Origin of the sequence: Arthrobacter ginkgonis, from assembly GCF_039540195.1 — a bacterium.
GTDB lineage: Bacteria > Actinomycetota > Actinomycetes > Actinomycetales > Micrococcaceae > Zafaria > Zafaria ginkgonis.
Window position 1 is genome coordinate 52,248 of the sequence record NZ_BAABEO010000023.1, and the last position, 22,252, is coordinate 74,499.

A 22,252-nucleotide genomic window follows, 5' to 3' on the forward strand; every position below is an offset into this window, starting at 1 on the left:
CAGCCGATGAACATGACGCCGTGACGCAGGGCGGCGAACGGGACAAGGACCGAAAGCTCGGATTTTTCTTGCCCAGGTCTAGCCAAGGTCACGGACCTTGCAACTACGATGTGGCAGACAGCATACATACAAGGATGCGTGCTGGCACTGGGGGGAACGCTTCGATGGGGGGAAGCATGTCTGAGCTAATGGGGTATTTAAAGGCCGTTGTGCACGGCTGGTGGAAAGTGCTGATTTGCGCGGCGTTTGGCGCCGCGCTGGCCGTGGGGGCGACTGCCGCTTCCACGCCGCAGTATGAGAGCAAGATCGGGTTCTTCGTGGTGGCGCCGTCCAGCGAGAACCAGTCGGCGCTGGAGGCGGACGAACTGGTCAGGGGCCGGATCGACTCCTACACGGCGCTGATGACCAGCCGGCAGTTCATGACCCAGCTGGTGCGCGCCAGCGACGAGCCGCTGAAGGAGGAGCAGCTGGCCGGGGCTATCTCCGCCAGCGGAAATCCGGACCAGCAAAGCCTCACGGTGACCGTGCGGGCCGCGGATCCGGACCGGGCCCTGGCCATTGCCGAGTCCGTGGCGACCAACTTCGGCAAGCTGGTCAACGACCTGGAGGCGGACAGCGCCAAGCCGCAGACCGTCCTGAACGTGGTGTCGGAACCGCAGCTGGGCAAGGAACCGGTAACCCCGCGGCCCAAGCTGAACCTGCTGTTGGGGATCCTGGCCGGGCTGGTGCTCGGCGCCGCAATCGTCATCCTGAAGCGGCAGGCCGATGAAACTGTCCGCTCGCCGCGGCAGCTTGAACTGGAGCCGGCCCTTCCGCTTCTGGCCACCATCCCGCTGGACCGGGCCGTGCGCCGGCCGCAGTCCGGCGCGGACCCGGGAACCAGCCTGGTCCTGACCGAATCCGCCCGTCGGCTGCGCACCAGCCTGCGCTTCGGACCCGACTACAGCGGCCATTCGGTGCTGGCGGTGACCTCGCCGCGGCGCGGCGACGGCAAGACGACGACGGCGCTGTACCTGGCCTTGGCCCTGGCCGAGGCGGGGGAGCGGGTGCTGCTGGTGGAGGCGGACCTGCGCAACCCCACCCTGGCGCACCGGCTGGGAATCCCCGCCGAGCCGGGCCTGTCCGAGGCACTGTCGCTGCCGACGCCGGCCGGCACCGTGCGGAGCAACTACCGGCCGCGACTGGATGTCCTGCCGGCCGGCAGCCGGATCGGCAACTCCGCACCGCTGCTGGGCAGCCCGGCCATGGCCGAGCTGCTGGAGCAGGCCCGTGCCGACTACGACGTGGTGGTGCTGGACACCACCTCCCTGCTGCCGTTCGCGGACGCGGCCGTTGCCGCCGCGCTGTCCGACCGCGCCATCATGGTGGCCAGGTACGGCCGCACGCCGTTGGAGGACATCGCCGTCGGCCTGAACGCGCTGAAGGCCGTGCAGGCCACGGTGGTGGGCACCACCCTGAACGCCCTCCCGCTCAGCCGGGCCGAGGTGCGGACGTACGCCGGAGGACAGCGGTCCGAGGCCGCGTCGGAGGCGGAAGCGCAGGACACGGAGGCCGCCGCCAAGCACGTCCTCGAGGAGGACGCGGACACGGCGGGCCGGCGGTCCTAGATGCAACTGGTTGCCTGGATCGTCCTCTGCGTGGTGGTTGCGGTGCTGACCCGCAACCGCCCCAGACTCTATCTGTCCGCCGTGGTGCTGGCCTGGTTCGCCGTCCCGGTGGTCGGCAGCCGCCTGGTCACCGGGGAGGTGGGCGGACCGTTGTCCTTCCATCCGGCGACCTGGCTGATCGCGGCCAGCGCGGGAGTGCAGCTGCTGCACAACCCCCGGGCCATGGCGGCGGCCGTGGCCCACAAGGTGCACGTCTTCCTGGCGCTGGCACTCGTTGCCGGAGCCGCGGTCACCGTGACCGTGATCCACCGCGGCAGCTTCGTGGTGCTGGTGGACCAACTGCTGGCACCGGTAATCTTCTTCCTCCTCATCCTGGCCGCGGGACTGCCCGATTCCGGACTACTGGCAATGCTGAAAAACCTGCTGGTGGCACTCGGGACGGCCGTTTCGATCGTGGCGCTTGCCCAGACACTGATGGGCCAGGTGATTTTCTACGAATCCGGCTTCCTGACCCAGTACTGGTTCGATCCCGAGGACAACCGCTGGATGGGCACCATCGACCAGCCCTTGGCCCTGTCCCTGGCGCTGTGCATGATCGCACCGCTGGCCGCAGGCCTGCGCCGCCCGGTCCTGCAGTTGGCGATGCTGGTGCTCTTTGGCGCCGGCGTGCTGGCCAGCCAGTCGCGGCTGGGAATCGTTGCCTACGCGCTGGTGGCGGTCTTCGCGGTCCTGCGCAGCCGCATCCCCTGGCAGGGCAAGGTTCCGCTGACTGCCCTGCTTGCCGCCGCGGCCTGGTTTGCGGCGAGCAGCACCGTGTCGGCGGGCGTGGCGCAACGGTTCGCCGACGACACCGGCTCCACCGCGGCGCGCGCGGACGCGCTGGAATTTTTCCTGAGCCGCTGGCAGGACTTCATGGTGGCCGGGGAAGGGATGTCGGCCAGCTACCGGGTGTCCGCCGCGGGCGGCCTGATCACCAGCCTGGAAAGCTCCTTCCTCATGTACGCCGTGGATATCGGGGTGGTGTTCGCCCTGCTGTATTTCGGGGTGATGGCCGTGCTGATTGCGCGCAATTGGCGCCAGCGGGCCTGTCCGGGGCTGGCCCTGGGGACGCTGATGGGGCTGGTGATCGTGCAGACCTACAGCGCGCTGGCCACCCGTTCCGTGGCCGGGATCCTGATCTGGACCATGCTCGCCTTGCTGGTGCTGGCGGGCCGGCAGACCAGCGTCCCGGACGAGGCTGCTGCCGGGGCATCCAGCGGCCGGGCCGGCCCGGCGTTGCGGCCGGTGGAGGCGCAACTGGCGGCGGCGATGCGGGCCGCCGCGGTCCGGTGACGGACGCGGTGCCGGGTCCGCGGGCGAGCGGCCCGGCCAGCGGTTCCTCGACGCTCCGGCCCAGCCGCAGGCAACTGCTGGTGATGGCCGCGTCCGGCTTGGCTGCTTCCGGTCTGGGCTTGTCCGGCTGCGGCGGAGGTGCGGGCGGCAGCAGCCCTCCGGCGGCGGGCGGGGATGCCGTCCACACGCTGGACGGGCTCCTTGCGGCGCGGCCGTTCCACATCGCCCACCGCGGATCCCAGGACAACTGGCCGGAGCACACCGCCGAGGCCTACCGGCAGTCGGCCGCGCACGGGGCCGCGGCCATCGAGGTGTCCGTGCAGGCCACCGCGGACGGAGTGCTGGTCTGCCACCATGACCCGGACCTGTTGCGGATGACCGGGGTGGATCGGCGGATCGCGGATCTTGAACAGCGGCAGCTGGAGGGGGTGCTGAACAACGCGCGGCCCTGGCTGGGCCCCGGCAGCGCCCAGCTGCCCATCCCGGACCTGAAGAGCGTGCTGGACACGCATGCCGGGAACCGGGTCATTTTCATCGAAGACAAGCAGGGCACCAACACGCAGGCCCTGCTGGACCTGATGGACAGCTACCCGGACTCCCGGCAGCACTTCGTCTGGAAGCAGCCGGCAGGCTCCGGCCGCTACCAGCGGGCCGCGGCCCGCGGCTACCGGACCTGGGGATACTTCACCGAGGAGGACTTCGGCCGGCTGGATGAGTTCGCGGGCAGGTTCGACCTGCTCGGCCTCCACCACAGCGCCTCGGACGAGGTGGTTTCCCGGTTCGTGGCCACCGGCAAGCCGGTCATCTGCTGGGAGGTCCATACCCGCTGGCTGCGCGACCGCCTGCTGCGCCTGGGGGTGGCGGGGCTGATGACCTCGAACTACCCCTATGTCAGCACCGATGCCCCCAACGCCACCACGGACCAGTTCGTGACCGGCCTGCGCGGCGTCGGGGACCTGCCGTGGGCGCTGGCCTGGAGCCACCAGCCAACGATCCGTCCCGAGATGTCCTCGATCCTGCTGGACCATACGGAGAAGACCAGCTACTGCATGGGCTCGCTGTGTCCTGTCACCGCCGGCAGCTACACCCTGGGCTTCGAGCTGCGCTGGCCGGACCGCGGACCCAGGGTGGGCGAACACGCCGGAATCGCCTTCGGCCAGGAGTCGGACCTGCCCTATCGGGTGCGCGAGCCCGGCAGCGGTTCCGGCTACCACCTGGTGGTCCGGGAGGACGGGCTCCTGGAACTCTTCGGCCGGGTGACGGACACCGTCTCCGCCTATTCGCTGGCCACGGTGCCCACGCCGGTCCCGGTGCCGGGCACCTGGCTGCGGCTGGCCGTGGAAGTCACCCCGCAGCAGATCACCATCTCCCGGCTGGCCGGGCCGGATTCGGCCGGAGCGGCCGTGGAGGCCAGCGTCACGGTGCAGGACTCGGCCTACCGCGGCGGCTACTTTTCGCTGTGCCGCAACTACCCAGGCGGACCGCCGGTGGAGTTCCGCTCGATCAGCGTGCGCGCCTAGCGAAGTACTCCGGGCGCGGGGCGCCTGCGCCAACTTAGGTACCGCTCACATGACCGCGCGCGCCCGGCATGGGATGATTACAGCAGACTTGTCTTGCGTAATCGCAGGCAGCAAACGCGACCGGCCCAAAGGAGGACCCATGGTGCCTGTGCCACCCGCCGCCACCACGACCAGGAACGCCGCCCCGGCGTTGGACGACGCCGAGGTCCTGCGCATCCGCAACGACTTCCCGATCCTGTCCCGCGAGATCAACGGCGCCCCGCTGGTCTACCTCGATTCGGGCGCGACGTCCCAGAAGCCCCAGTGCGTGCTGGAAGCCGAGCAGCACTTCTACGAGCGCTACAACGCGGCCGTGCACCGGGGCGCCCACAGCCTCGCCGTCGAGGCCACCGACGTTTTCGAGGAAGCCCGCGAGACCGTTGCCCGGTTCATCAACGCCGGCGCCGACGAACTGGTCTGGACCTCCAACGCCACCGAGGCGCTGAACCTCGTCGCCTACTCCTTCTCCAATGCCAGCGCCGGCCGCGGCGGCGCCGCGGCCGAGCGCTTCCGGCTGGGTCCCGGCGACGAAATCGTCGTCACCGAACTGGAACACCACGCCAACCTGATCCCCTGGCAGGAACTGGCCTTCCGCACCGGTGCCACGCTCAAGTACATCCCCGTCACCGCCGACGGCGCCCTGCGCATGGACCTGGCCGCGGACATCGTCGGTGAGCGGACCCGCGTGCTCGCCTTCGCCCACGTCTCCAACGTCCTGGGCACCCTGAACGACGTCGCCGCGCTGGTCGAACTCGCCCGCGCCGTCGGTGCGCTGACCGTGCTCGACGCCTGCCAGTCGGTCCCGCACCTGCCCGTGGACGTCAAGGCCCTCGACGTCGACTTCCTGGCCTTCTCCGGGCACAAGATGCTCGGACCCACCGGCATCGGAGCCCTCTACGGCCGCCGCGAACTGCTCAACGCGATGCCGCCCTTCCTCACCGGCGGATCCATGATCACTACGGTGACCATGGAGAGGGCGGAGTTCCTGCCGGCCCCGACGCGCTTCGAGGCCGGCACCCAGCGGACCTCGCAGGCCGTCGCGCTGGCGGCCGCCGCCTCCTACCTGACGGAGATCGGCATGGACCGGGTCGCGGCCTGGGAGGAACACCTCGGGCGGCGCATGGCCGCCGGCCTGGCGCAGATCCCCGGCGTGCGGCTGCTCGGCCCGGCGGCCGGCGCCGAGCGCATCGGCACCGCCACGATCGAGGTCGAGGGCGTGCACCCGCACGACGTCGGCCAGTTCCTGGACAGCCGCGGCGTCGCCGTGCGCGTCGGCCACCATTGCGCGCAGCCGCTGCACCGCGCCCTGGGCGTTTCGGCCAGCACCCGCGCCAGCACCTACCTCTACAACACCACCGCGGACGTGGACGCGTTCCTCGACGCCGTCTCCGGTGTCCGCGGCTTCTTTGGAGCACAAGCATGAGCGGCCTTGAACAGCTGTACCAGCAGATCATCCTCGACCACGCCAAGCGGCGCGTCGGCGATGGGCTGAAGGAGGCCGAAGCCGGCCACGCCTGGGGCGAATCACACCAGCACAACCCGATCTGCGGCGACGAGATCCGGCTGCGCGTGGAGACCGACGGGGACACGATCGCCCGCATCAGTTGGGAAGGCAACGGCTGCTCGATCTCGATGGCCTCCGCCTCCGCGCTGGTGGAACTGGCGCAGGGGGAGGACCGCGGCACCTTCACGGACATGCTCGAGGAATTCCGCGAGACCATGCGTTCGCGCGGAACCCGCGAGGGCGACGAGGAACTGCTCGGGGACGCCGCAGCCTTCTCCGGCGTCTCCCGGTTCCCGGCCCGGGTCAAGTGCGCCATGCTCGCCTGGGTGGCCGCCGAGGGTGCGTTGCTCACCGCGGCCCCCGGGAACGCCGCTTAGCTTTCCACCCACCTTCGGCGTCAAGGTGCCGAGGGCCAGTGTGCACACTCGGGCGCACGTAAACTGTGCCCATGGCAATACTTCGGCGCACGTCAGGGGACGAACGCAGGCACCTTCCCCTCTGGCTGCTCACCCTGGTCAACGTCGTCGTGGCGGTGGCCGTGGTGGCGCTGGTCCAGATGTTCCTGGTCAAGCTCTACAGCGTGCCTTCGGGGTCGATGGAAACCACCCTCAACGTCGGCGACCGCATCCTGGTCAACCGCCTGGCCTACGGGGGCGGGGCGCCGCCGAGCGGCGACATCGTGGTGTTCGGCGCGGACGCGGCGTGGGAGCAGGAGTTCCTGGCCAACGAGCAGGACGTGGCCGAACGGGTGCTGCGCGGCTTCGGCGACCTGACCGGGATCGGGCCGTCCAATGAGAAGTTCCTGGTCAAGCGGGTGATCGGCGCCCCCGGCGACACCGTCGAATGCTGCTCCCCGGAAGGGGCGGTCACGGTGAACGGCCAGGCCTTGGCGGAGGACTACCTGTACGAGGACTTCGACTTCGCGCCCGGAACGCTAGACTGCGCCAGCACGCCGGCCTCGTTCCGGTGTTTCGGGCCGATCGCGGTCCCGGAGGACAAGGTGCTGGTGCTGGGCGACCACCGGAGCACGTCCTCGGACTCGGTGGCGACCTGCCGGGGCCGCGACCGGGAGGCCCAGGCCACCTGTGCCCGGTTCGTCTCCCCGCCCGACGTCGTCGGCAAGGTGGTGCTCAAGGCCTGGCCGCCGTCGGACTGGCGCGCCTTCTGATCCTGAATCTGGATCGGGCCGCCGCGGCCAGCAGCGCGAGGCCGCACAAGGCGATCCCGACCAGTGCGCCGAGCGTGTTGGCGGCAATGTCGGCCGCCGAGGCGTACCGTTCCGGAAGCAATTGGCGTTGGGCCCATTCGATGCCGGCGCTGGCGGCCGCCGCGGACAGCAGCGCGATCCACCAGTGCGGCGGCCGCAGGGCGGCCGCGAGCAGGAAGCCGAACGGCACGAACATCGCCACGTTGGCCAGCCATTCGACCAGCGCGTAGTCGAACCATTCCGGAATCCCGTGCCGGTGCAGCCAGTCCAGGGCACGCAGCAGGTCCGCGCCCGCGTCCCGGTCCACCGGAACGGGCCAAAAGACCACCAGCAGCAGGCAAACCGCGTAGCAGATGGCCGGCACCACCAGCCAGGCCACCCGCCGCAGCAGCGGCAGGTGGCCCAGCAGGGTGCGCTTGCGTCGAAGCAGGGTTCCCGCCTAGGCCTGGCGCTCCAGCCAAGCCTTCGCCTGGGCGGCCTGCAGGTTCAGCGCCTTGCCGACGAACGGCTCGGCGGCGCTGGCGATCTTGCCGCCCAGGAACGGGATGCCGGAGGAGACCTCGCCCTCCAGGTCCACGCGGCTGCCCCCGGCCGCGGCGGCCACGCGCTGGACGGCCGAGACGTTCACCGGGATGCCGGAGACCTCGACGGTGACGTTGGCCTCGCGGGAGCCGTCGGCGGCCGGTGCGGACCACGCCTCGCGCTGGGTGACGTCCACCGAGGCGCCGACGAACTTGCGGGCGATCTCCGGAAGGCGGTCGGTCGGGACGCTGCGCACCGTGACGGACTCGAAGGCCCCGGCCAGGTCGCCGGAGACGGTGAAGTCCTTCAGCGTGCCGCCGACCTGGGTGCCCAGGTGCTCCACAAAGGCGCGGTCGGCGAAGGTGGCGACCACTTCGGCGGGGGTGTAGGGCAGGGTGGTGGTGGCGTTCAGGGCCATGGGGGCGTCCTCCATCGTTGCGGTTTCGTGATCTAAGCGTACCCGCCGCGGGACCCGCCCCGAGCGCCAGCGAGGGGTGGGAGGTGGGGGCGCGGTACCCGCCGCGGGACCCGCCCCGAGCGCCAGCGAGGGGTGGGAGGTGGGGGCGCGGTACCCGCCGCGCGCACCGCCGAGGGGTGGGAGGCGGGGCCACGGCCGGCGCACCGGCGCCTCCGGAGCGGGCCGGCCGCACCGGCGGTAGGCTGTTAACGGCCCGGGATTCGACGACGATTCCGGGCTCCACGTGCGCTCCGCCGTGCCCCCGGAAGGAACACCGCCCCATGGCTCTTGCTGGACTCCGCGCCGCCCTCGCGGCCGATCCCTCCTATGCCCGCGTGCGCGCCCACGCGGCGCGCCCGTTCGCGGACCGCAGCCCCGACCTTGAGGTGGCCGCCCCGGCCGGGCTGCGTGCGGCCCTGGTCGCGGAAACCGTCGACGGCCTGGCCGCGGAAGGGGCGGACGGCGCCGCCGCGATCGTGCTGGCCGTCACCGCCACCGGACGCGAAGCCGAGGACCTCGAGGCGGCGTTGGGCGCCTACCTGCCGGCCGACGCCGTCGCCCAGTTCCCGAACTGGGAGACGCTGCCGCACGAACGGCTGTCCCCGCGCTCGGACACCGTGGGCCGGCGCTTGGCGGTGCTCCGCCGGCTCGCCCACCCGGACGGCACGCTGAAGGTCGTGGTGGCCCCGATCCGCGCGGTGGTGCAGCCGCTGGTTGCCGGGCTCGGCGACCTTTCCCCGGTGGACGTGAAGGTGGGGCAGGAAAAGCCGTTCGGCGACGTGGTGCGGGAACTGGCCGCTGCGGCCTACGCGCGCGTGGACATGGTGACCCACCGCGGCGAGTTCGCGGTGCGCGGCGGCATCCTCGACGTGTTCCCGCCCACCGAGGACCACCCGGTGCGCATCGAGTTCTTCGGCGACGAGGTCGAGCAGATGCGCTGGTTCGCCGTCGCGGACCAGCGTTCCTTCAGTGCAGGGGAGGACGGCCCGGCCGGCCCGACCGAGCTGCATGCCCCGCCGTGCCGCGAACTGCTGATCACCCCCGCGGTGATGAGCCGCGCGGCGAAGCTGAAAGCGGCGATGCCGGCCGCCGCGGACATGCTGGAGAAGATCGCCGGCGGCATTGCCGTCGAGGGCATGGAGTCCCTGGCCCCGGTGCTGGTGGACGCGATGGTCCCGTTCGTCGACCAGCTGCCGCGCGGCTCCATCGCCGTCGTCATGGAGCCCGAACGCGTGCGCGCCCGCGCCCACGACCTCTCCGAAACCAACGCCGAGTTCCTCGCCGCGGCCTGGTCCACCGCCTCCGACGGCGGCGCGGCCCCCGTGGACCTGCTGCAGGCCGAGGGGGTTTCCGCCTCCCTGGACGCCGGGAACTTCGCCACGCTCGCCGACACCCGCGCCGCCGCGCTGGAGGGCCGGGTCAGCTGGTGGTCGGTCACCTCGCTGGGGCAGGACGAGGAACTGCTGCCGGAGGTGGACAGCATCCGGCTGGCCGCCCGCGAACCGCGCGGCTACCAGGGCGACGTCGCCGAGATGATGGAGTTCATCGGTTCGCGCGTGCGCGAGGACTGGCGCGTCGTCGTCGTCACTGACGGCCCGGGGCCGGCCCAGCGCCTCGCCGAACTCTTCCACGACGCCGGCATACCCTGCCACCGGGTGCCCTCGCTGGAGGAGCCTCCGCAGGAGGGCATCATCGAGATCACCACCGCGGTGGCCGGACGCGGCTTCGTCTTCGACGGACTCAAGCTGGGCCTGCTCACCGAGGCCGACCTGCTGGGCCGCTCCAGCGCCTACGCGGCCAAGAGCGGACGCAAGCTGGCCGCCCGGCGGCGCAACGCCGTCGACCCCCTGCAGTTGGCAGAGGGGGACTTCGTGGTGCACGAGCAGCACGGAATCGCCAAGTTCGTTGAGCTCATCCAGCGCAAGGTCGCCACCGGATCGGGCGAGGCGGGCGTGCGCGAATACATGGTGCTCGAATACGCGCCGGCCAAGCGCGGGGCACCCGGGGACCGGCTCTTCGTGCCCACCGACCAGCTGGACCAGGTCACCCGCTACGTCGGCGGCGAGACGCCGGCCCTGTCGAAGATGGGCGGCGCGGACTGGTCCAGCACCAAGTCCAAGGCGCGCAAGGCCGTCAAGGAGATCGCCGGCGAACTGATCCGGCTGTACTCGGCCCGCATGGCCTCGCGCGGGCACGCCTTCCAGAAGGACACCCCGTGGCAGCATGAGCTGGAGGAAGCGTTCCCGTTCACCGAGACCCCCGACCAGCTGACCACCATCAACGAGGTCAAGGCCGACATGGAGCGCGAGATTCCGATGGACCGGCTGGTCTCCGGCGACGTCGGCTTCGGCAAGACGGAGATCGCCGTCCGGGCCGCGTTCAAGGCCGTGCAGGACGGCAAGCAGGTGGCCGTGCTGGTGCCCACCACGCTGCTGGCCCGCCAGCACCACGAGACGTTCACCGAACGGTTCTCCGGCTTCCCGGTGCGGGTGCGCTCGCTCTCCCGCTTCCAGACGGCCAAGGAGGCCAAGGACGTCATCGAAGGGCTGCGGAACGGGTCGGTGGACGTGGTGGTCGGCACGCACCGGCTGCTGTCCAAGGAAATCGAGTTCAAGGACCTGGGGCTGGTGGTCGTCGACGAGGAGCAGCGCTTCGGCGTCGAGCACAAGGAAGCGCTGAAGAAGATGCGCACCAACGTGGACGTGCTGGCCATGTCCGCCACCCCGATCCCGCGCACGCTGGAGATGTCGCTGACCGGCATCCGCGAAACCTCCACGCTGGCCACCCCGCCGGAGGAGCGCCACCCCGTCCTGACCTATGTGGGCCCCTACACGGACCGGCAGGTCACCGCGGCGATCCGCCGCGAGCTGATGCGCGAGGGCCAGGTGTTCTTCGTGCACAACCGCGTCTCCTCCATCGACAGCGTCGCCGCGCAGCTGCGCGAGCTGGTCCCGGAGGCGCGGGTGGAGGTCGCCCACGGCAAGATGAGCGAGTCCCGGCTGGAGCAGATCATCGTGGACTTCTGGGAGCGGAAGTTCGACGTGCTCGTCTCCACCACCATCATCGAGACCGGCCTGGACATCTCCAACGCCAACACCCTGATCGTGGACCGGGCCGATGCCTACGGGCTGTCCCAGCTGCACCAGCTGCGCGGGCGCGTGGGCCGCGGCCGCGAGCGCGCCTACGCCTACTTCCTCTGGAACGCGGAGAAGCCGCTGGGCGAGGTGGCGCTGGAGCGGCTGAAGGCCGTGGCCGCCCACAACGAGCTCGGCTCAGGCTTCCAGCTGGCCATGAAGGACCTGGAGATCCGCGGCGCCGGCAACCTGCTCGGCGGCGAGCAGTCGGGCCACATCGCCGGCGTCGGCTTCGACCTGTACATCCGGCTGGTCGGCGAGGCCGTGGCCGACTTCAAGGGCGAGGCCGAGGACAAGCCCGCGGACATGAAGATCGAGCTGCCGATCAACGCGCACCTGCCCCACGACTACGTGCCGGGGGAGCGGCTGCGCCTGGAGGCCTACCGCAAGCTGGCCGCCGCGCAGGATCCCGAGGCGATCGACGCCGTCGTGGAGGAGCTGGTGGACCGCTACGGCGAGCCGCCGGCCCCGGTGGTGAACCTGGTGGAGGTGGCCCGGTTCCGGGTGCGCGCGCGGGCCGCCGGGCTGACGGACGTGGCGATGCAGGGCAACTTCATCAAGTTCGCCCCGGCGGACCTGCCCGAGTCCCGGCAGATGCGCCTGGCCCGGATGTACAAGGGGGCGCAGGTGAAGCCGGCCCTGAACGCGGTGCTGGTCCCCAAGCCGAAGACCGCCCCGGTGGGCGGACGCGACAAGGTGGACGCCGAAATCCTCGCCTGGGCGGGGGAGGTCGTAGGGGCCATCTTCGAGGACTGAGCCCCGGCGGGCGGCGCTATTCGGTGCCGTGGGCGATGACCACCGGGCACTTCGCGTGCGAGGCCACCGAGGAGGAGACGGAGCCGAGGACCATGCCCTTGAAGCCGCCGCGTCCGCGCGTGCCCACCACGATCATCTCGGCGCCTTCGCTGGCGTTGATGAGGACCTGGGTCGGGACGCCCATCTCCATGCGGACGGTGAGTCCGGCGGGCGGCTGGTCCCCGTAGGCCTCCTTGACCGCGTCGTCGACGACGGTGCGCGCGTCCTCTTCCGGATCCCAGTTGGTGGGCGCGTACTGCTCGAAAGTCGTGTGGATCTGCCACGCGCCCACGGCCTCGACGTTGTGCCCCAGCGCGTCGGCAAGCTTGCGCGCATAGCGCAGGGCCGTGATCGACTGGGGGGAACCATCAACGCCGACCACGATGCGGCCACGCGATCCGAATGCCTCGGTCATGCTGTTCCTCGCTTTCCTCGGTGGTACTGGTTCCGGGCGGTCTACTGAGGTTCGTGGAGCTTGCGCGAGACGGTGGAGACGGCGCTTTCGACGGCTTCTCCCACCGCGGGGGACTTGGACCTCAGGCTGTCGCCCATGGCGTCGATCCGCTGCTGGGTGCGCGGGTCATCCCACAGGTGCTGGGCCTTGGCCATCATCTTGTCGTAGGAGCCGCGTCCGGCGCGGGTACCCAGCACGTAGCCGGTTGCGGCGCCTGCGAGAAACGTCAGAATGCGCATGTCGAGCCTCCTCAGGGCTGGAACGGGGCAGGTCCCGGACACAACCCTAGCCGTCCCGACCGTTCCGGTCACGCACTCGGCGTCGGCCTTCGGCAGCGCCAATCGATCCAAATAAGCCGCAGGGCCCCCGCCGGATCGGCGAGGGCCCTGCGGCGCCTGCGGGGCAGGCGGTGCGGCCGGCGCTACTTCTGCTCTTCCATGAGCTCCTTGGTGCTGCGGGAGCGGCCCAGGACGTGCTGCGGGATGGCGAAGGCCAGGCCGGCCAGGATCAGGCAGAGCAGGCCCGGGACCCAGGCGTTCTCCAGCGTCCACAGGGACAGCACGTAGAACGATCCCACCAGGAGGGCAAACATCACCAGGAAGGCGACGAAATTGCCAACGAAGTTGCCCTGGCCGGAATAGGCCTTGTTCTTGCCGTTCGAGTACACAGCGTTCTCCCTTGAAGTCCTCTTGAAATCCAGCGTCCGGGGCCGCATGGTGCGCGTCAGTACCCGGTGGTGCCCTGTTCTCCTCCAACAATAGCAACTCCGGAGCTTGCCCCGAGCCGTGTCGCCCCGGCCTTGATCAGGGACAGCGCATCGGCGAGCGTGCGCACTCCGCCGGAGGCCTTCACCCCCACCTTCGGGCCGACGGTGAGCCGCATCAGGGCGACGTCCGCGACCGTGGCGCCTCCGCCGGCGAACCCGGTGGAGGTCTTGACGAAGTCGGCGCGCGCCGCCGCGGCGGCTTCGCAGGCGAGGACCTTGGTGTGTTCGTTCAGCAGCGAGGTCTCGATGATCACCTTGAGGATGGCCCCGCCGGCATGCACCGCCGCGGCGACGCCGGCGATGTCGCGCTCCAGCGCCGCCCGGTCCCCGCGCTTGGCCGCGGCGATGTCGATGACCATGTCGATTTCGTCCGCCCCGTTGGCCACGGCGTCGGCGGCCTCGAACGCCTTGGCGGCGGTGGTGGAGGCGCCGAACGGGAAGCCGACGACGGAGCAGGTCAGCACCCCGGAACCGGCCAGCGCGCGCTTGACCGTGGTAACCCAGATGGGGTTGACGCACACGGCCTTGAAGCCGTGGTCGATGGCCTCGCCGCACACCTTCAGGATCTCGTCGCGGGAGGCGTCCTGCTTGAGCAGGGTGTGGTCGATGTAGCCGGCGACGTCGCGGCCTGTGGTTGGTTCCATGGCGGTCCCTCCTGGGTTTGGGGAGCAGGGTTTTGGTGCGTTCGGTGTGGTGGGCGCCCGCCGGCGGCGGGCCGTGCGCGCGGGATCCCGTTAGAGTCCGAGGGCCTCCTCGACGTCGCGGCGGACAGCATCCAGGCGTTCGCGGGCGGCGGCCCGGGCGGCGGGCAGCTCGTCGGCGGCGCCCACCGGCGCGATCACCTCGAGGTAGCACTTGAGCTTGGGCTCGGTGCCGCTGGGACGGACGATCACGCGGGTGTCGTCGGCGGCCAGGAAGCTCAGGCCCTCGGTGGGCGGCAGTTCTCCGCCCTCGGCCAGGTCGAGGACGGACACCACCTCCGAGCCGGCGAACGACGTCGGAGGCTGGGCGCGCAGGCGCCCCATCATGGCGCCGAGCAGGTCCAGCGAGGCGACCCGCACGGAAAGCTGGTCGGTGGCGTGCAGCCCGTGGACCAGTGCCAGCTCGTCCAGCGCCCCGGGCAGGGAGCGGCCGGCGGCCTTGAGTCCGGCGGCCAGCTCGGCCACCAGCAGCGCCGCGGAGATCCCGTCCTTGTCCCGGACCAGGTCCGGGGCCACGCAGTAGCCCAGCGCCTCCTCGTACCCGTAGGCCAGGCCCGGAACCCGGGCGATCCACTTGAAGCCGGTCAGCGTGGTGCGGTGCCCCAGCCCGTGGGCCTCGGCGATGCGCCCCAGTTGGCGGGAGGAGACGATCGAGTTCGCGAACACCGGCCGATCGGCGCCCTCCGCCTCCGCCCGGAAGCGCGTGGCAGGATGAGTGGCCAGGTGCGCGCCCAGCAGCGAACCGACCTCGTCCCCGCGCAGCATCCGCCAGCCCTCGCCGGGGAAATCGGCGGCCACGGCGCACCGGTCGGCGTCGGGGTCGGTGGCGATCACCAGGTCCGCGCCGGAGGACTCCGCCTGGGCCAACGCGAGATCCAGCGCGCCGGGTTCCTCCGGGTTCGGGAAATCCACGGTGGGGAAGTCGGGATCGGGGGCCGCCTGCGCGTCCACCAGCGCCACGTCCGTGAACCCGGCCGCGGCGAACACCCGGGACAGGGTTTCCCCGCCGACCCCGTGCATCGGGGTGAGCACGATCCGCAGTCCGTGCCCCGAGCTTGCGGTGTTGGCGTCCGCGGAGGCCAGGGCCGCGACGTCGGAGACGTAGCGGGCGGCCACGTCCCCCGGCTCCCCGGCGCCGGGCAGCACCGTCCACCCGGATGCGGCCAGCGGGATCGAGTCCAGCGCGGCCGCATGGTCGATCAACGCGGCGATCTCGCGGTCGGTGGGGGCCGTGATCTGGGCGCCCTCGCCGTCGCCGGGCGCCGCCTCGCCCCCGAGGTAGACCTTGTAGCCGTTGTCCTGCGCCGGGTTGTGGCTGGCGGTCACCATGACCCCCGCCTCGCAGGCCAGGGCGCGCACCGCCCAGGCCAGCACCGGGGTGGGCAGGGGAGCGGGCAGCAGGAACGTCTCGATGCCGGCCGCGGTGAACACCGCGGCGGTGTCCAGCGCGAAGACCTCCGACTTGTGCCGGGCGTCGAAGCCGACGACGGCGGTGGGCACGTAGGCGCCGGCCGCCCGCTGGAGGAGGTAGCTGGCCAGGCCGGCCGCGGTGCGCCGCACGACGGCCCGGTTCATGCGGTTGGGTCCCGCACCCAGGGCCGCGCGCAGGCCGGCCGTGCCGAACCCGAGCGGTCCGGCGAAGCGGTCGGCGAGCTCGCGCAGGGCGAGGTCCCGCGCGGCGGCCCCGGCGTCGTCCGCCTCGGCCGCCCCCGCGAGCGCGAGCAGCTGTTCGGCGGTTTCCGGATCGGGGTCTTCGGCGGCCCAGGCGCGGGCCCGGGCGAGCAGGGCGGCGGTCTCCGTGGGGGTGGTGTTCACTGGATGCTCCCTACAGGCGGCCAACGATGTCGGCGAGCAGCCGGGAAATCCGCGGTCCGGCGGCCTGGCCGGCCTCGATGACCTCCGCGTGGCTCAGCGGAACCGGGCTGATTCCGGCCCCGAGGTTGGTGACCAGGGAAACGCCCAGGACCTCCAGCCCGGCATGCCGGGCGGCGATGGCCTCCAGCGCGGTGGACATGCCCACCAGGTCCGCGCCGATGCGCTTGGCGTACTGGACCTCCGCGGGGGTTTCGTAGTGGGGTCCGGTGAACTGGGCGTACACGCCCTCGTCCAGCGTCGGGTCCACCTCGCGGGCGATCGCCCGCAGGCGCTGGGAGTAGAGGTCGGTGAGGTCCACGAACGTCGCCCCCTCCAGCGGGGAGGCGGCGGTGAGGTTGATGTGGTCGCGGATCAGGACCGGGGTGCCGGCGGGCCAGTCCGGGTTGAGCCCGCCGCATCCGTTGGTCAGCACCAGGACGGAGCAGCCGGCAGCGGCTGCGGTGCGCACCCCGTGCGCGACGGCCCGCACGCCGCGGCCCTCGTAGAAGTGGGTGCGGGCACCGAGCACCAGGACCCGGCGGCCCGCGGGCGTGAGCACCGACAGGATCGTTCCGACGTGCCCGGCCACCGCGGGGGAGCTGAAGCCGGGGATGTCCGCGGCTTGGAGGGTATGCGTGGTCTCGCCGAGCAGCCCGGCGGCACCGCCCCACCCGGAGCCGAGCACCAGGGCGACGTCGTGGCGGTCCACTCCGGTGCGCTCCGCGATGGCGGCGGCGGCGGAAGAGGCCAGCTCGAACGGGTCGGTTCCGGGGGCGAGGGAATCGGGGTCGGACAGGTCGGTGCGCAAGTCATTCACGGATCCAACCTACCCAAGAACGGCACAGGTGGGGAGCGGTCCGCGGGTGTGCAAGATGCTTCCAAGTGGGGAAGAATGGCTTTCCGTGACCGCACAACAAGATTTCAGGACCCATCGGCTCGTCATTCTCGGGGGAGGACCCGGCGGTTACGAGGCTGCCATCGTCGCGGCGCACTTCGGTGCGCAGGTCACGATCGTCGAACGCCAGGGCATGGGCGGTTCGGCCGTGCTGACGGACGTCGTTCCCTCCAAGACCCTCATCGCGACCGCCGACGCCATGCGCCGGGTCGCCAGCGCCGGCAAGTTCGGCGTCCACATCGGGGCCGACGCCGGCACCTCGGCCGACCTCGGCGTCGTCAACTCCCGCCTGCTGGCGCTGGCACAGGACCAGTCCAGCGATATCCGCACCGGCCTGGAGCGCGCCGGCGTGCGCGTGGTCATCGGCGAGGGCCGCCTGCTTTCCGCGCACAAGGTCCACGTGGACCGCACCGACGGAACCGAGCTGACGCTGGAGGCGGACGCCGTGTTGCTGGCCGTCGGCGCCCAGGCGCGCGAACTGCCCACCGCCAAGCCCGACGGCGAGCGCATCTTCAACTGGACGCAGATCTACAACCTCAAGGAGGTCCCCGAGCACCTGATCGTCATCGGCTCGGGCGTCACCGGCGCGGAGTTCGCCTCCGCCTACAACCTGCTGGGCACCAAGGTCACGCTGGTTTCCTCGCGCGAGCGCGTGCTCCCCGGCGAGGACGCCGACGCCGCCCAGGTGCTGGAGCAGGTGTTCGAGCGTAACGGAGTGAACGTCATCGCCCGCGCCCGCGCCCAGGCCGTGGACCGGGCGGGCGACGGGGTGGTGGTGACCCTGGCCGACGGGCGCACCATCGAGGGAAGCCACTGCCTGGTGGCCGTCGGCGGCATCCCGAACACCGCCGGGATCGGCCTCGAGGAGGCCGGGATCGAACTCACCGAAAGCGGGCACATCAAGGTCGATGCCGTCTCCCGCACGTCCGTGACCAACGTCTACGCCGCAGGCGACTGCACCGGCGTGTTTGCGCTGGCCTCCGTGGCCGCCATGCAGGGCCGCATCGCAATGGCCCACCTGCTCGGCGATTCGGTGAAGCCGCTCAAGCTCACCGAGGTTTCCTCCAACATCTTCACCAGCCCGGAGATCGCCACGGTCGGGGTCACCGAGCGCGAGGTCGCCGAGGGCAAGTACCAGGCGGACATCATCAAGCTGAACCTGCCCACCAACGCCCGCGCGAAGATGATGAACGTGGACGAGGGCTTCGTGAAGATCATCTCGCGGCGCGGATCCGGCTCCGTGATCGGCGGCGTGGTCGTGGCCCCGCGCGCCTCGGAACTGATCTTCCCGATCGCCTTGGCCGTGCACAAGCGCCTGCACGTGGACGACCTCGCGGAGACCTTCACCGTCTACCCGTCGCTGACCGGATCCATCTCCGAGGCGGCCCGCCGCCTGCACGTGCACATCTAGCACCGTCGCCGACACGAAAGGGACCGCCGCGTAACGTGGCGGTCCCTTTCGCCTTGTGGGGGACCGGTCGTGCCGCTGGGCGGGTTCGGCGCATCCCCCTTGGCGGCGGGAAAAAGGCCGGGCCGGATCCCGTCCGGTGTCCAAAATTCGGGGAAAGGCCCAGCCCGCTGCATGACCGGGCCCCGAGGGTCCGCTCCGCGTCCACCATGTGGACCGACTTGTCCGGAGTTTGGTACCGGGTAGTAGACTTTTTCGGAAATCAAGGGTATATGCCCGCCGCATCTTCTGAAAGAGAACACCAAGTGTCAACCGCTGCCGCCACACCGGTCGCGAAGAAGAACACGCGCGGACGCGTGATCTTCGCGAGCCTCATCGGCACCACGATCGAGTTCTACGACTTCTACGCGTACGCGACCGCCTCCGTGCTGGTCTTCCCGACGCTGTTCTTCCCGAACGCCACGGACATCAACGCCATCCTCAGCGCCTTCGCGATCTTCGGCGTCGCGTTCGTCGCCCGCCCCCTCGGTTCCATCCTTTTCGGGCACTACGGTGACAAGATCGGCCGCAAGGGCACCCTGGTGGCCTCCCTGCTGACCATGGGCATCGCCACGTTCCTGATCGGCTTCCTGCCGGCGGCCACCGGATCCTTCGTGGTGCTGGCCCCGCTGATGCTGGTGCTGCTGCGCTTCGCCCAGGGCCTGGCCCTCGGCGGTGAATGGTCCGGCGCCGCGCTGCTGGCCACCGAGAACGCCCCGGCGAACAAGCGCGCCATCTACGGAACGTTCCCGCAGCTGGGCGCGCCGATCGGCTTCATCATCGCGAACCTGATCTTCGTGGGCCTGCAGACCTACCTCACCGCGGAGCAGTTCATGGCCTGGGGCTGGCGCGTGCCGTTCATCCTCTCCGCCGTCATGGTGGCCGTGGGCCTGTGGGTGCGCCTGTCGCTGGTCGAATCCGTGTCCTTCCAGAAGGTCCTGGACCAGCACAAGGTGGAGAAGTCCCCGTTCGCGGCCACCATGAAGAAGCACTGGCGCCCCACCCTCGCCGGCACCTTCATCATGCTCGCCACCTACGTGCTGTTCTACCTGATGACCTCCTTCACCCTGACCTACGGCACGGCTGCGGCCACCGTCGAGCAGGCCGCAGCGGCCGCCGCGGCCAAGGGCAAGGAGTTCACCGCCGCCCAGGCGGAGGCGTTCGTGCCGGGCTTGGGCATCGCCCGCCCCGAGTTCCTCACGATGCTGATCATCGGCGTGGTCTTCTTCGGCATCTTCACCGTGGTCTCCGGCCCGCTGGCCGAGAAGTTCGGCCGCCGCCGGTTCCTGATCTGGGTGACCCTGGCCATCGGCGTGTTCGGCGGCACCTGGACCCTCATGTTCGGCCCCGGCAAGGGCGCCGCAATGGTCGGCCTGATCGTCGGCTTCACCCTGATGGGCCTCACGTTCGGCCCGATGGCCGCCATCCTGCCGGAGCTCTTCCCCTCCAACGTCCGCTACACCGGTTCGGCGGTCGCCTACAACATGTCCTCCGTGATCGGTGCGGCCCCGGCGTCCTTCGTGGCCATCGCGCTGTGGCAGGCCGGCGGCGGCAACACCATGTGGGTGGGCCTCTACCTGGCACTCGGCGCCGTCCTGACCCTGGTCGCGCTGTTCATGACCAAGGAAACCCGCGACGTGGCCTACGAGGACAACGTCGCCTAGTTTTCCGGCGCGGTCCGGAACCGAATCCGGGACATGAGCACGACGGCGGGGGCCCACCTTTGGTGGGCCCCCGCCGTCGTTGTTCCCGGTGGCATTCCGGCGCGATTCCGCCGCCGGGCGGCGTGCCGCGATGGCACCGCTAACGCAGGGAGGGCCCGCCGTGTGGCGGGCCCTCCCTGCGTTAGCGGTGCTGCCCCGCAAAGCGCGGGGCAGCAGGGTCCCTGCGTGGCGACGAAGTCGACACGAAAGGGCCGTTCCCCCGCAAAGCGCGGGGCAGTCGGGTCCCTGCGTGGCGACGAAGTCGACACGAAAGGGCCTGCCCCGCGCGTTAGTCGGCGATCGAGGCCAGCACGGTCCCGGCGGAGACGGTGTCCCCGGGCGCGGCGCTGAGGCCGCTGATGACGCCGGCCTTGTGGGCGGTCAGCGGCTGTTCCATCTTCATGGCCTCCAGGACCACGATCAGGTCGCCCTCGGCGACGGTGTCGCCGTCGCTGACCGCGACCTTGACGATCGTGCCCTGCATGGGTGAGGTCAGGTCGTCGCCGGAAACGCCGGCGGCGGATCCGCCCGAGCGGGCGGCGCGCTTCTTCTTGGCCTTGCCGTTGGAGCGCTGGCCGTTGCCCAGGCCCAGCCCTGCCGGGAGCACGACCTCCAAGCGCTTGCCGGCGACCTCGACGGTGACGCGCTGCTGCTCGCCGTCCTCGTCCGCCTCCGCCACGCCGGTGGGGGACCACGGTTCGATCCCGTTGCGGAATTCGGTCTCGATCCAGCGGGTATGGACGGAGAAGGGGCCCTCGGCCGGGACGAAGGCGGGGTCCGCCATGACGGCGCGGTGGAAGGGGGCCACGGTGGGCATGCCCTCGATGACCAGTTCGTCCAGGGCGCGGCGGGCACGCTGGGCGGCCTGGGCGCGGGTGGCGCCGGTGACGATCAGCTTGGCGATCATGGAGTCGAAGTTGCCGGAGACGGCCTCGCCCTCCTCGACGCCGGAGTCCACGCGCACGCCCGGTCCGGTGGGGAACTTCAGCGTGGAGATGGTGCCGGGGGCGGGCATGAAGTTGCGGCCGGCGTCCTCGCCGTTGAGGCGGAACTCGAAGGAGTGGCCGCGGATCTCCGGATCCGTGTAGCCGAGCTCCTCGCCGCGGGCCAGGCGGAACTGCTCGCGGACCAAGTCGATGCCGGTGACCTCCTCGGAGACCGGGTGCTCGACCTGCAGGCGGGTGTTGACCTCGAGGAAGGAGATCGCCCCGTCCTGGCCGACGAGGAACTCGCAGGTGCCGGCGCCGACGTAGCCGGCCTCCTTCAGGATGGCCTTGGAAGCGGTGTAGAGGCGCTCGTTCTGCTCAGCGCTCAGGAACGGGGCCGGGGCCTCCTCGACCAGCTTCTGGTTGCGGCGCTGCAGCGAGCAGTCGCGGGTGGAGACCACCACGACGTTGCCGGAGGCGTCCGCCAGGCACTGGGTTTCGACGTGCCGTGGGGCATCCAGGAAGCGCTCGATGAAGCATTCGCCGCGGCCGAACGCCGCGGTGGCCTCGCGGACGGCGGACTCGTAGAGCTCGGGGATCTCCTCGCGCACGCGCGCCACCTTGATGCCGCGGCCGCCGCCGCCGTAGGCAGCCTTGATGGCCAGCGGCAGCCCGTGGGAGTCCGCGAAGTCGAGGACTTCCTGGGTGCCGGTGACCGGGTCCTTGGTGCCGGGGACCAGCGGGGCCCCGACCTTCTCGGCGATGTGGCGGGCCTGGACCTTGTCGCCGAGCTTGGCGATGGCGTCCGGGGACGGGCCGATCCACGTCAGGCCGGCGTCGATGACCTTCTGCGCGAACTCGGCGTTCTCGGAGAGGAATCCGTAGCCCGGGTGGATGGCGTCGGCGCCGGAGCGGACCGCCGCCTCGAGGATCCTGTCCATGACCAGGTATGAATCGGCGGCGGTGTTGCCGCCGAGCGCGTACGCCTCGTCGGCGAGGCGGACGTGCAGGGCGTCCCGGTCCGGCTCCGCGTAGACCGCAACGGATGCGATGCCCTCGTCGCGGGCGGCGCGGATCACGCGCACCGCAATCTCGCCGCGGTTGGCAATGAGGACCTTGGTCAGCTGACTCATGGCAGGGGTGTCTCCTTCACTGTGCTGACTTGGAGCCTACCGGGATTGTGGGGTTCCAACGCCCAAGCCCCTCCGGAGCCGACCAACCCGCCAAAAATTTTGTAGGTTCCCTACAACTGCAGCCCTGCATGCCCGTGTGTCGGATACGGGCGACGCGTCGGCATGCGCCCGACGCATGGGCATGCACGCGTGCGGCCGGCGAAAGAAGGAGGGTGCGGCCGGAGGTTTTCCACAATCCCGCGCCGCCCCCTCCCGG

18 protein-coding genes are annotated in these 22,252 nt (G+C 70.8%); 9 read left to right on the plus strand and 9 right to left on the minus strand.

Annotated elements, in window-relative coordinates:
• The first annotated feature begins 176 nt into the window (after positions 1-176).
• The 6 genes from ABD912_RS16475 (at position 177) to lepB (ending at position 7,170) form a co-directional block, all read left to right on the plus strand.
• Positions 177-1,607, plus strand: coding sequence for a tyrosine-protein kinase domain-containing protein (locus ABD912_RS16475; protein WP_345152479.1), 1,431 nt, complete (start codon positions 177-179; stop codon positions 1,605-1,607).
• Positions 1,608-2,939: a hypothetical protein gene (locus tag ABD912_RS16480; protein WP_345152480.1), complete on the plus strand. Its 1,332-nt coding sequence runs from the start codon at positions 1,608-1,610 to the stop codon at positions 2,937-2,939. It begins immediately after the preceding gene.
• An 83-nt stretch (positions 2,940-3,022) separates the two neighbouring features.
• Complete coding sequence (locus ABD912_RS16485; protein WP_345152483.1) at positions 3,023-4,459, plus strand: glycerophosphodiester phosphodiesterase; 1,437 nt, start codon at positions 3,023-3,025, stop codon at positions 4,457-4,459.
• A 139-nt stretch (positions 4,460-4,598) separates the two neighbouring features.
• Complete coding sequence (locus tag ABD912_RS16490) at positions 4,599-5,921, plus strand: SufS family cysteine desulfurase (protein ID WP_345152484.1); 1,323 nt, start codon at positions 4,599-4,601, stop codon at positions 5,919-5,921.
• Entirely contained in the window at positions 5,918-6,379 is a 462-nt protein-coding gene (gene sufU / locus ABD912_RS16495) for a Fe-S cluster assembly sulfur transfer protein SufU (protein WP_345152486.1), read from the plus strand. The genes ABD912_RS16490 and sufU overlap by 4 nt, the downstream gene beginning before the upstream one ends.
• Before the next feature lie 71 nt (positions 6,380-6,450).
• Entirely contained in the window at positions 6,451-7,170 is a 720-nt protein-coding gene (gene lepB / locus ABD912_RS16500; protein WP_345152489.1) for a signal peptidase I, read from the plus strand.
• On the opposite strand, the gene ABD912_RS16505 is transcribed toward lepB, so the two are convergent.
• The gene (locus tag ABD912_RS16505) at positions 7,133-7,588 is read right to left on the minus strand and encodes a VanZ family protein (protein WP_345152491.1); all 456 of its coding nucleotides are present in this window, start codon (positions 7,586-7,588) and stop codon (positions 7,133-7,135) included. The two genes, lepB and ABD912_RS16505, sit on opposite strands and share 38 nt — an antisense overlap.
• A 60-nt stretch (positions 7,589-7,648) precedes the next feature.
• On the minus strand, positions 7,649-8,149 hold the full coding sequence (locus ABD912_RS16510; protein ID WP_345152492.1) for a DUF2505 domain-containing protein: 501 nt from the start codon (positions 8,147-8,149) through the stop codon (positions 7,649-7,651).
• Between the two features lie 320 nt (positions 8,150-8,469).
• Here ABD912_RS16510 and mfd point away from each other — a divergent pair, with 320 nt between their 5' ends.
• A complete protein-coding gene (mfd, locus tag ABD912_RS16515) occupies positions 8,470-12,078 on the plus strand; it encodes a transcription-repair coupling factor (RefSeq protein ID WP_345152494.1) in 3,609 nt (1,202 codons plus the stop codon).
• Between the two features lie 16 nt (positions 12,079-12,094).
• On the opposite strand, the gene ABD912_RS16520 is transcribed toward mfd, so the two are convergent.
• The 6 genes from ABD912_RS16520 to ABD912_RS16545 form a co-directional block, all read right to left on the minus strand.
• Entirely contained in the window at positions 12,095-12,532 is a 438-nt protein-coding gene (locus tag ABD912_RS16520) for a universal stress protein (RefSeq protein WP_345152495.1), read from the minus strand.
• A gap of 41 nt (positions 12,533-12,573) precedes the next feature.
• Positions 12,574-12,810, minus strand: coding sequence for a hypothetical protein (locus tag ABD912_RS16525; RefSeq protein ID WP_345152496.1), 237 nt, complete (start codon positions 12,808-12,810; stop codon positions 12,574-12,576).
• A gap of 182 nt (positions 12,811-12,992) precedes the next feature.
• On the minus strand, positions 12,993-13,238 hold the full coding sequence (locus ABD912_RS16530; RefSeq protein ID WP_345152497.1) for a hypothetical protein: 246 nt from the start codon (positions 13,236-13,238) through the stop codon (positions 12,993-12,995).
• A 56-nt stretch (positions 13,239-13,294) separates the two neighbouring features.
• Positions 13,295-13,981 carry a deoxyribose-phosphate aldolase gene (gene deoC, locus ABD912_RS16535; RefSeq protein WP_345152498.1) on the minus strand — a complete coding sequence of 229 codons (687 nt, stop codon included), beginning with the start codon at positions 13,979-13,981 and terminating at the stop codon, positions 13,295-13,297.
• A gap of 90 nt (positions 13,982-14,071) precedes the next feature.
• On the minus strand, positions 14,072-15,853 hold the full coding sequence (locus ABD912_RS16540; protein ID WP_345152500.1) for a phospho-sugar mutase: 1,782 nt from the start codon (positions 15,851-15,853) through the stop codon (positions 14,072-14,074).
• 10 nt (positions 15,854-15,863) lie between these two features.
• Positions 15,864-16,700 (minus strand): purine-nucleoside phosphorylase, encoded by an 837-nt coding sequence (locus ABD912_RS16545; protein ID WP_425548102.1) that lies wholly within the window; start codon positions 16,698-16,700, stop codon positions 15,864-15,866.
• Between the two features lie 94 nt (positions 16,701-16,794).
• On the opposite strand from ABD912_RS16545, the gene ABD912_RS16550 reads away from it, so the two are divergent.
• Both ABD912_RS16550 and ABD912_RS16555 read left to right on the plus strand, forming a co-directional pair.
• Positions 16,795-18,198: an NAD(P)H-quinone dehydrogenase gene (locus ABD912_RS16550; protein ID WP_345152502.1), complete on the plus strand. Its 1,404-nt coding sequence runs from the start codon at positions 16,795-16,797 to the stop codon at positions 18,196-18,198.
• Between the two features lie 302 nt (positions 18,199-18,500).
• On the plus strand, positions 18,501-19,898 hold the full coding sequence (locus ABD912_RS16555; RefSeq protein WP_345152504.1) for an MFS transporter: 1,398 nt from the start codon (positions 18,501-18,503) through the stop codon (positions 19,896-19,898).
• A gap of 328 nt (positions 19,899-20,226) precedes the next feature.
• On the opposite strand, the gene ABD912_RS16560 is transcribed toward ABD912_RS16555, so the two are convergent.
• Positions 20,227-21,996 carry an acetyl/propionyl/methylcrotonyl-CoA carboxylase subunit alpha gene (locus ABD912_RS16560; protein WP_345152506.1) on the minus strand — a complete coding sequence of 590 codons (1,770 nt, stop codon included), beginning with the start codon at positions 21,994-21,996 and terminating at the stop codon, positions 20,227-20,229.
• Positions 21,997-22,252 lie beyond the last annotated feature (256 nt).

Excerpts from the sequence above, each read along its gene's own strand:
- ABD912_RS16485 (WP_345152483.1), top strand. The coding sequence starts at position 3,023 with ATGGCCGCGTCCGGCTTGGCTGCTTCCGGTCTGGGCTTGTCCGGCTGC.
- sufU (WP_345152486.1), top strand. The coding sequence starts at position 5,918 with ATGAGCGGCCTTGAACAGCTGTACCAGCAGATCATCCTCGACCACGCC.
- ABD912_RS16480 (WP_345152480.1), top strand. The coding sequence starts at position 1,608 with ATGCAACTGGTTGCCTGGATCGTCCTCTGCGTGGTGGTTGCGGTGCTG.
- ABD912_RS16510 (WP_345152492.1), bottom strand. The coding sequence starts at position 8,149 with ATGGCCCTGAACGCCACCACCACCCTGCCCTACACCCCCGCCGAAGTG.
- ABD912_RS16490 (WP_345152484.1), top strand. The coding sequence starts at position 4,599 with ATGGTGCCTGTGCCACCCGCCGCCACCACGACCAGGAACGCCGCCCCG.
- ABD912_RS16475 (WP_345152479.1), top strand. The coding sequence starts at position 177 with ATGTCTGAGCTAATGGGGTATTTAAAGGCCGTTGTGCACGGCTGGTGG.
- lepB (WP_345152489.1), top strand. The coding sequence starts at position 6,451 with ATGGCAATACTTCGGCGCACGTCAGGGGACGAACGCAGGCACCTTCCC.
- ABD912_RS16560 (WP_345152506.1), bottom strand. The coding sequence starts at position 21,996 with ATGAGTCAGCTGACCAAGGTCCTCATTGCCAACCGCGGCGAGATTGCG.
- mfd (WP_345152494.1), top strand. The coding sequence starts at position 8,470 with ATGGCTCTTGCTGGACTCCGCGCCGCCCTCGCGGCCGATCCCTCCTAT.
- ABD912_RS16525 (WP_345152496.1), bottom strand. The coding sequence starts at position 12,810 with ATGCGCATTCTGACGTTTCTCGCAGGCGCCGCAACCGGCTACGTGCTG.
- deoC (WP_345152498.1), bottom strand. The coding sequence starts at position 13,981 with ATGGAACCAACCACAGGCCGCGACGTCGCCGGCTACATCGACCACACC.
- ABD912_RS16520 (WP_345152495.1), bottom strand. The coding sequence starts at position 12,532 with ATGACCGAGGCATTCGGATCGCGTGGCCGCATCGTGGTCGGCGTTGAT.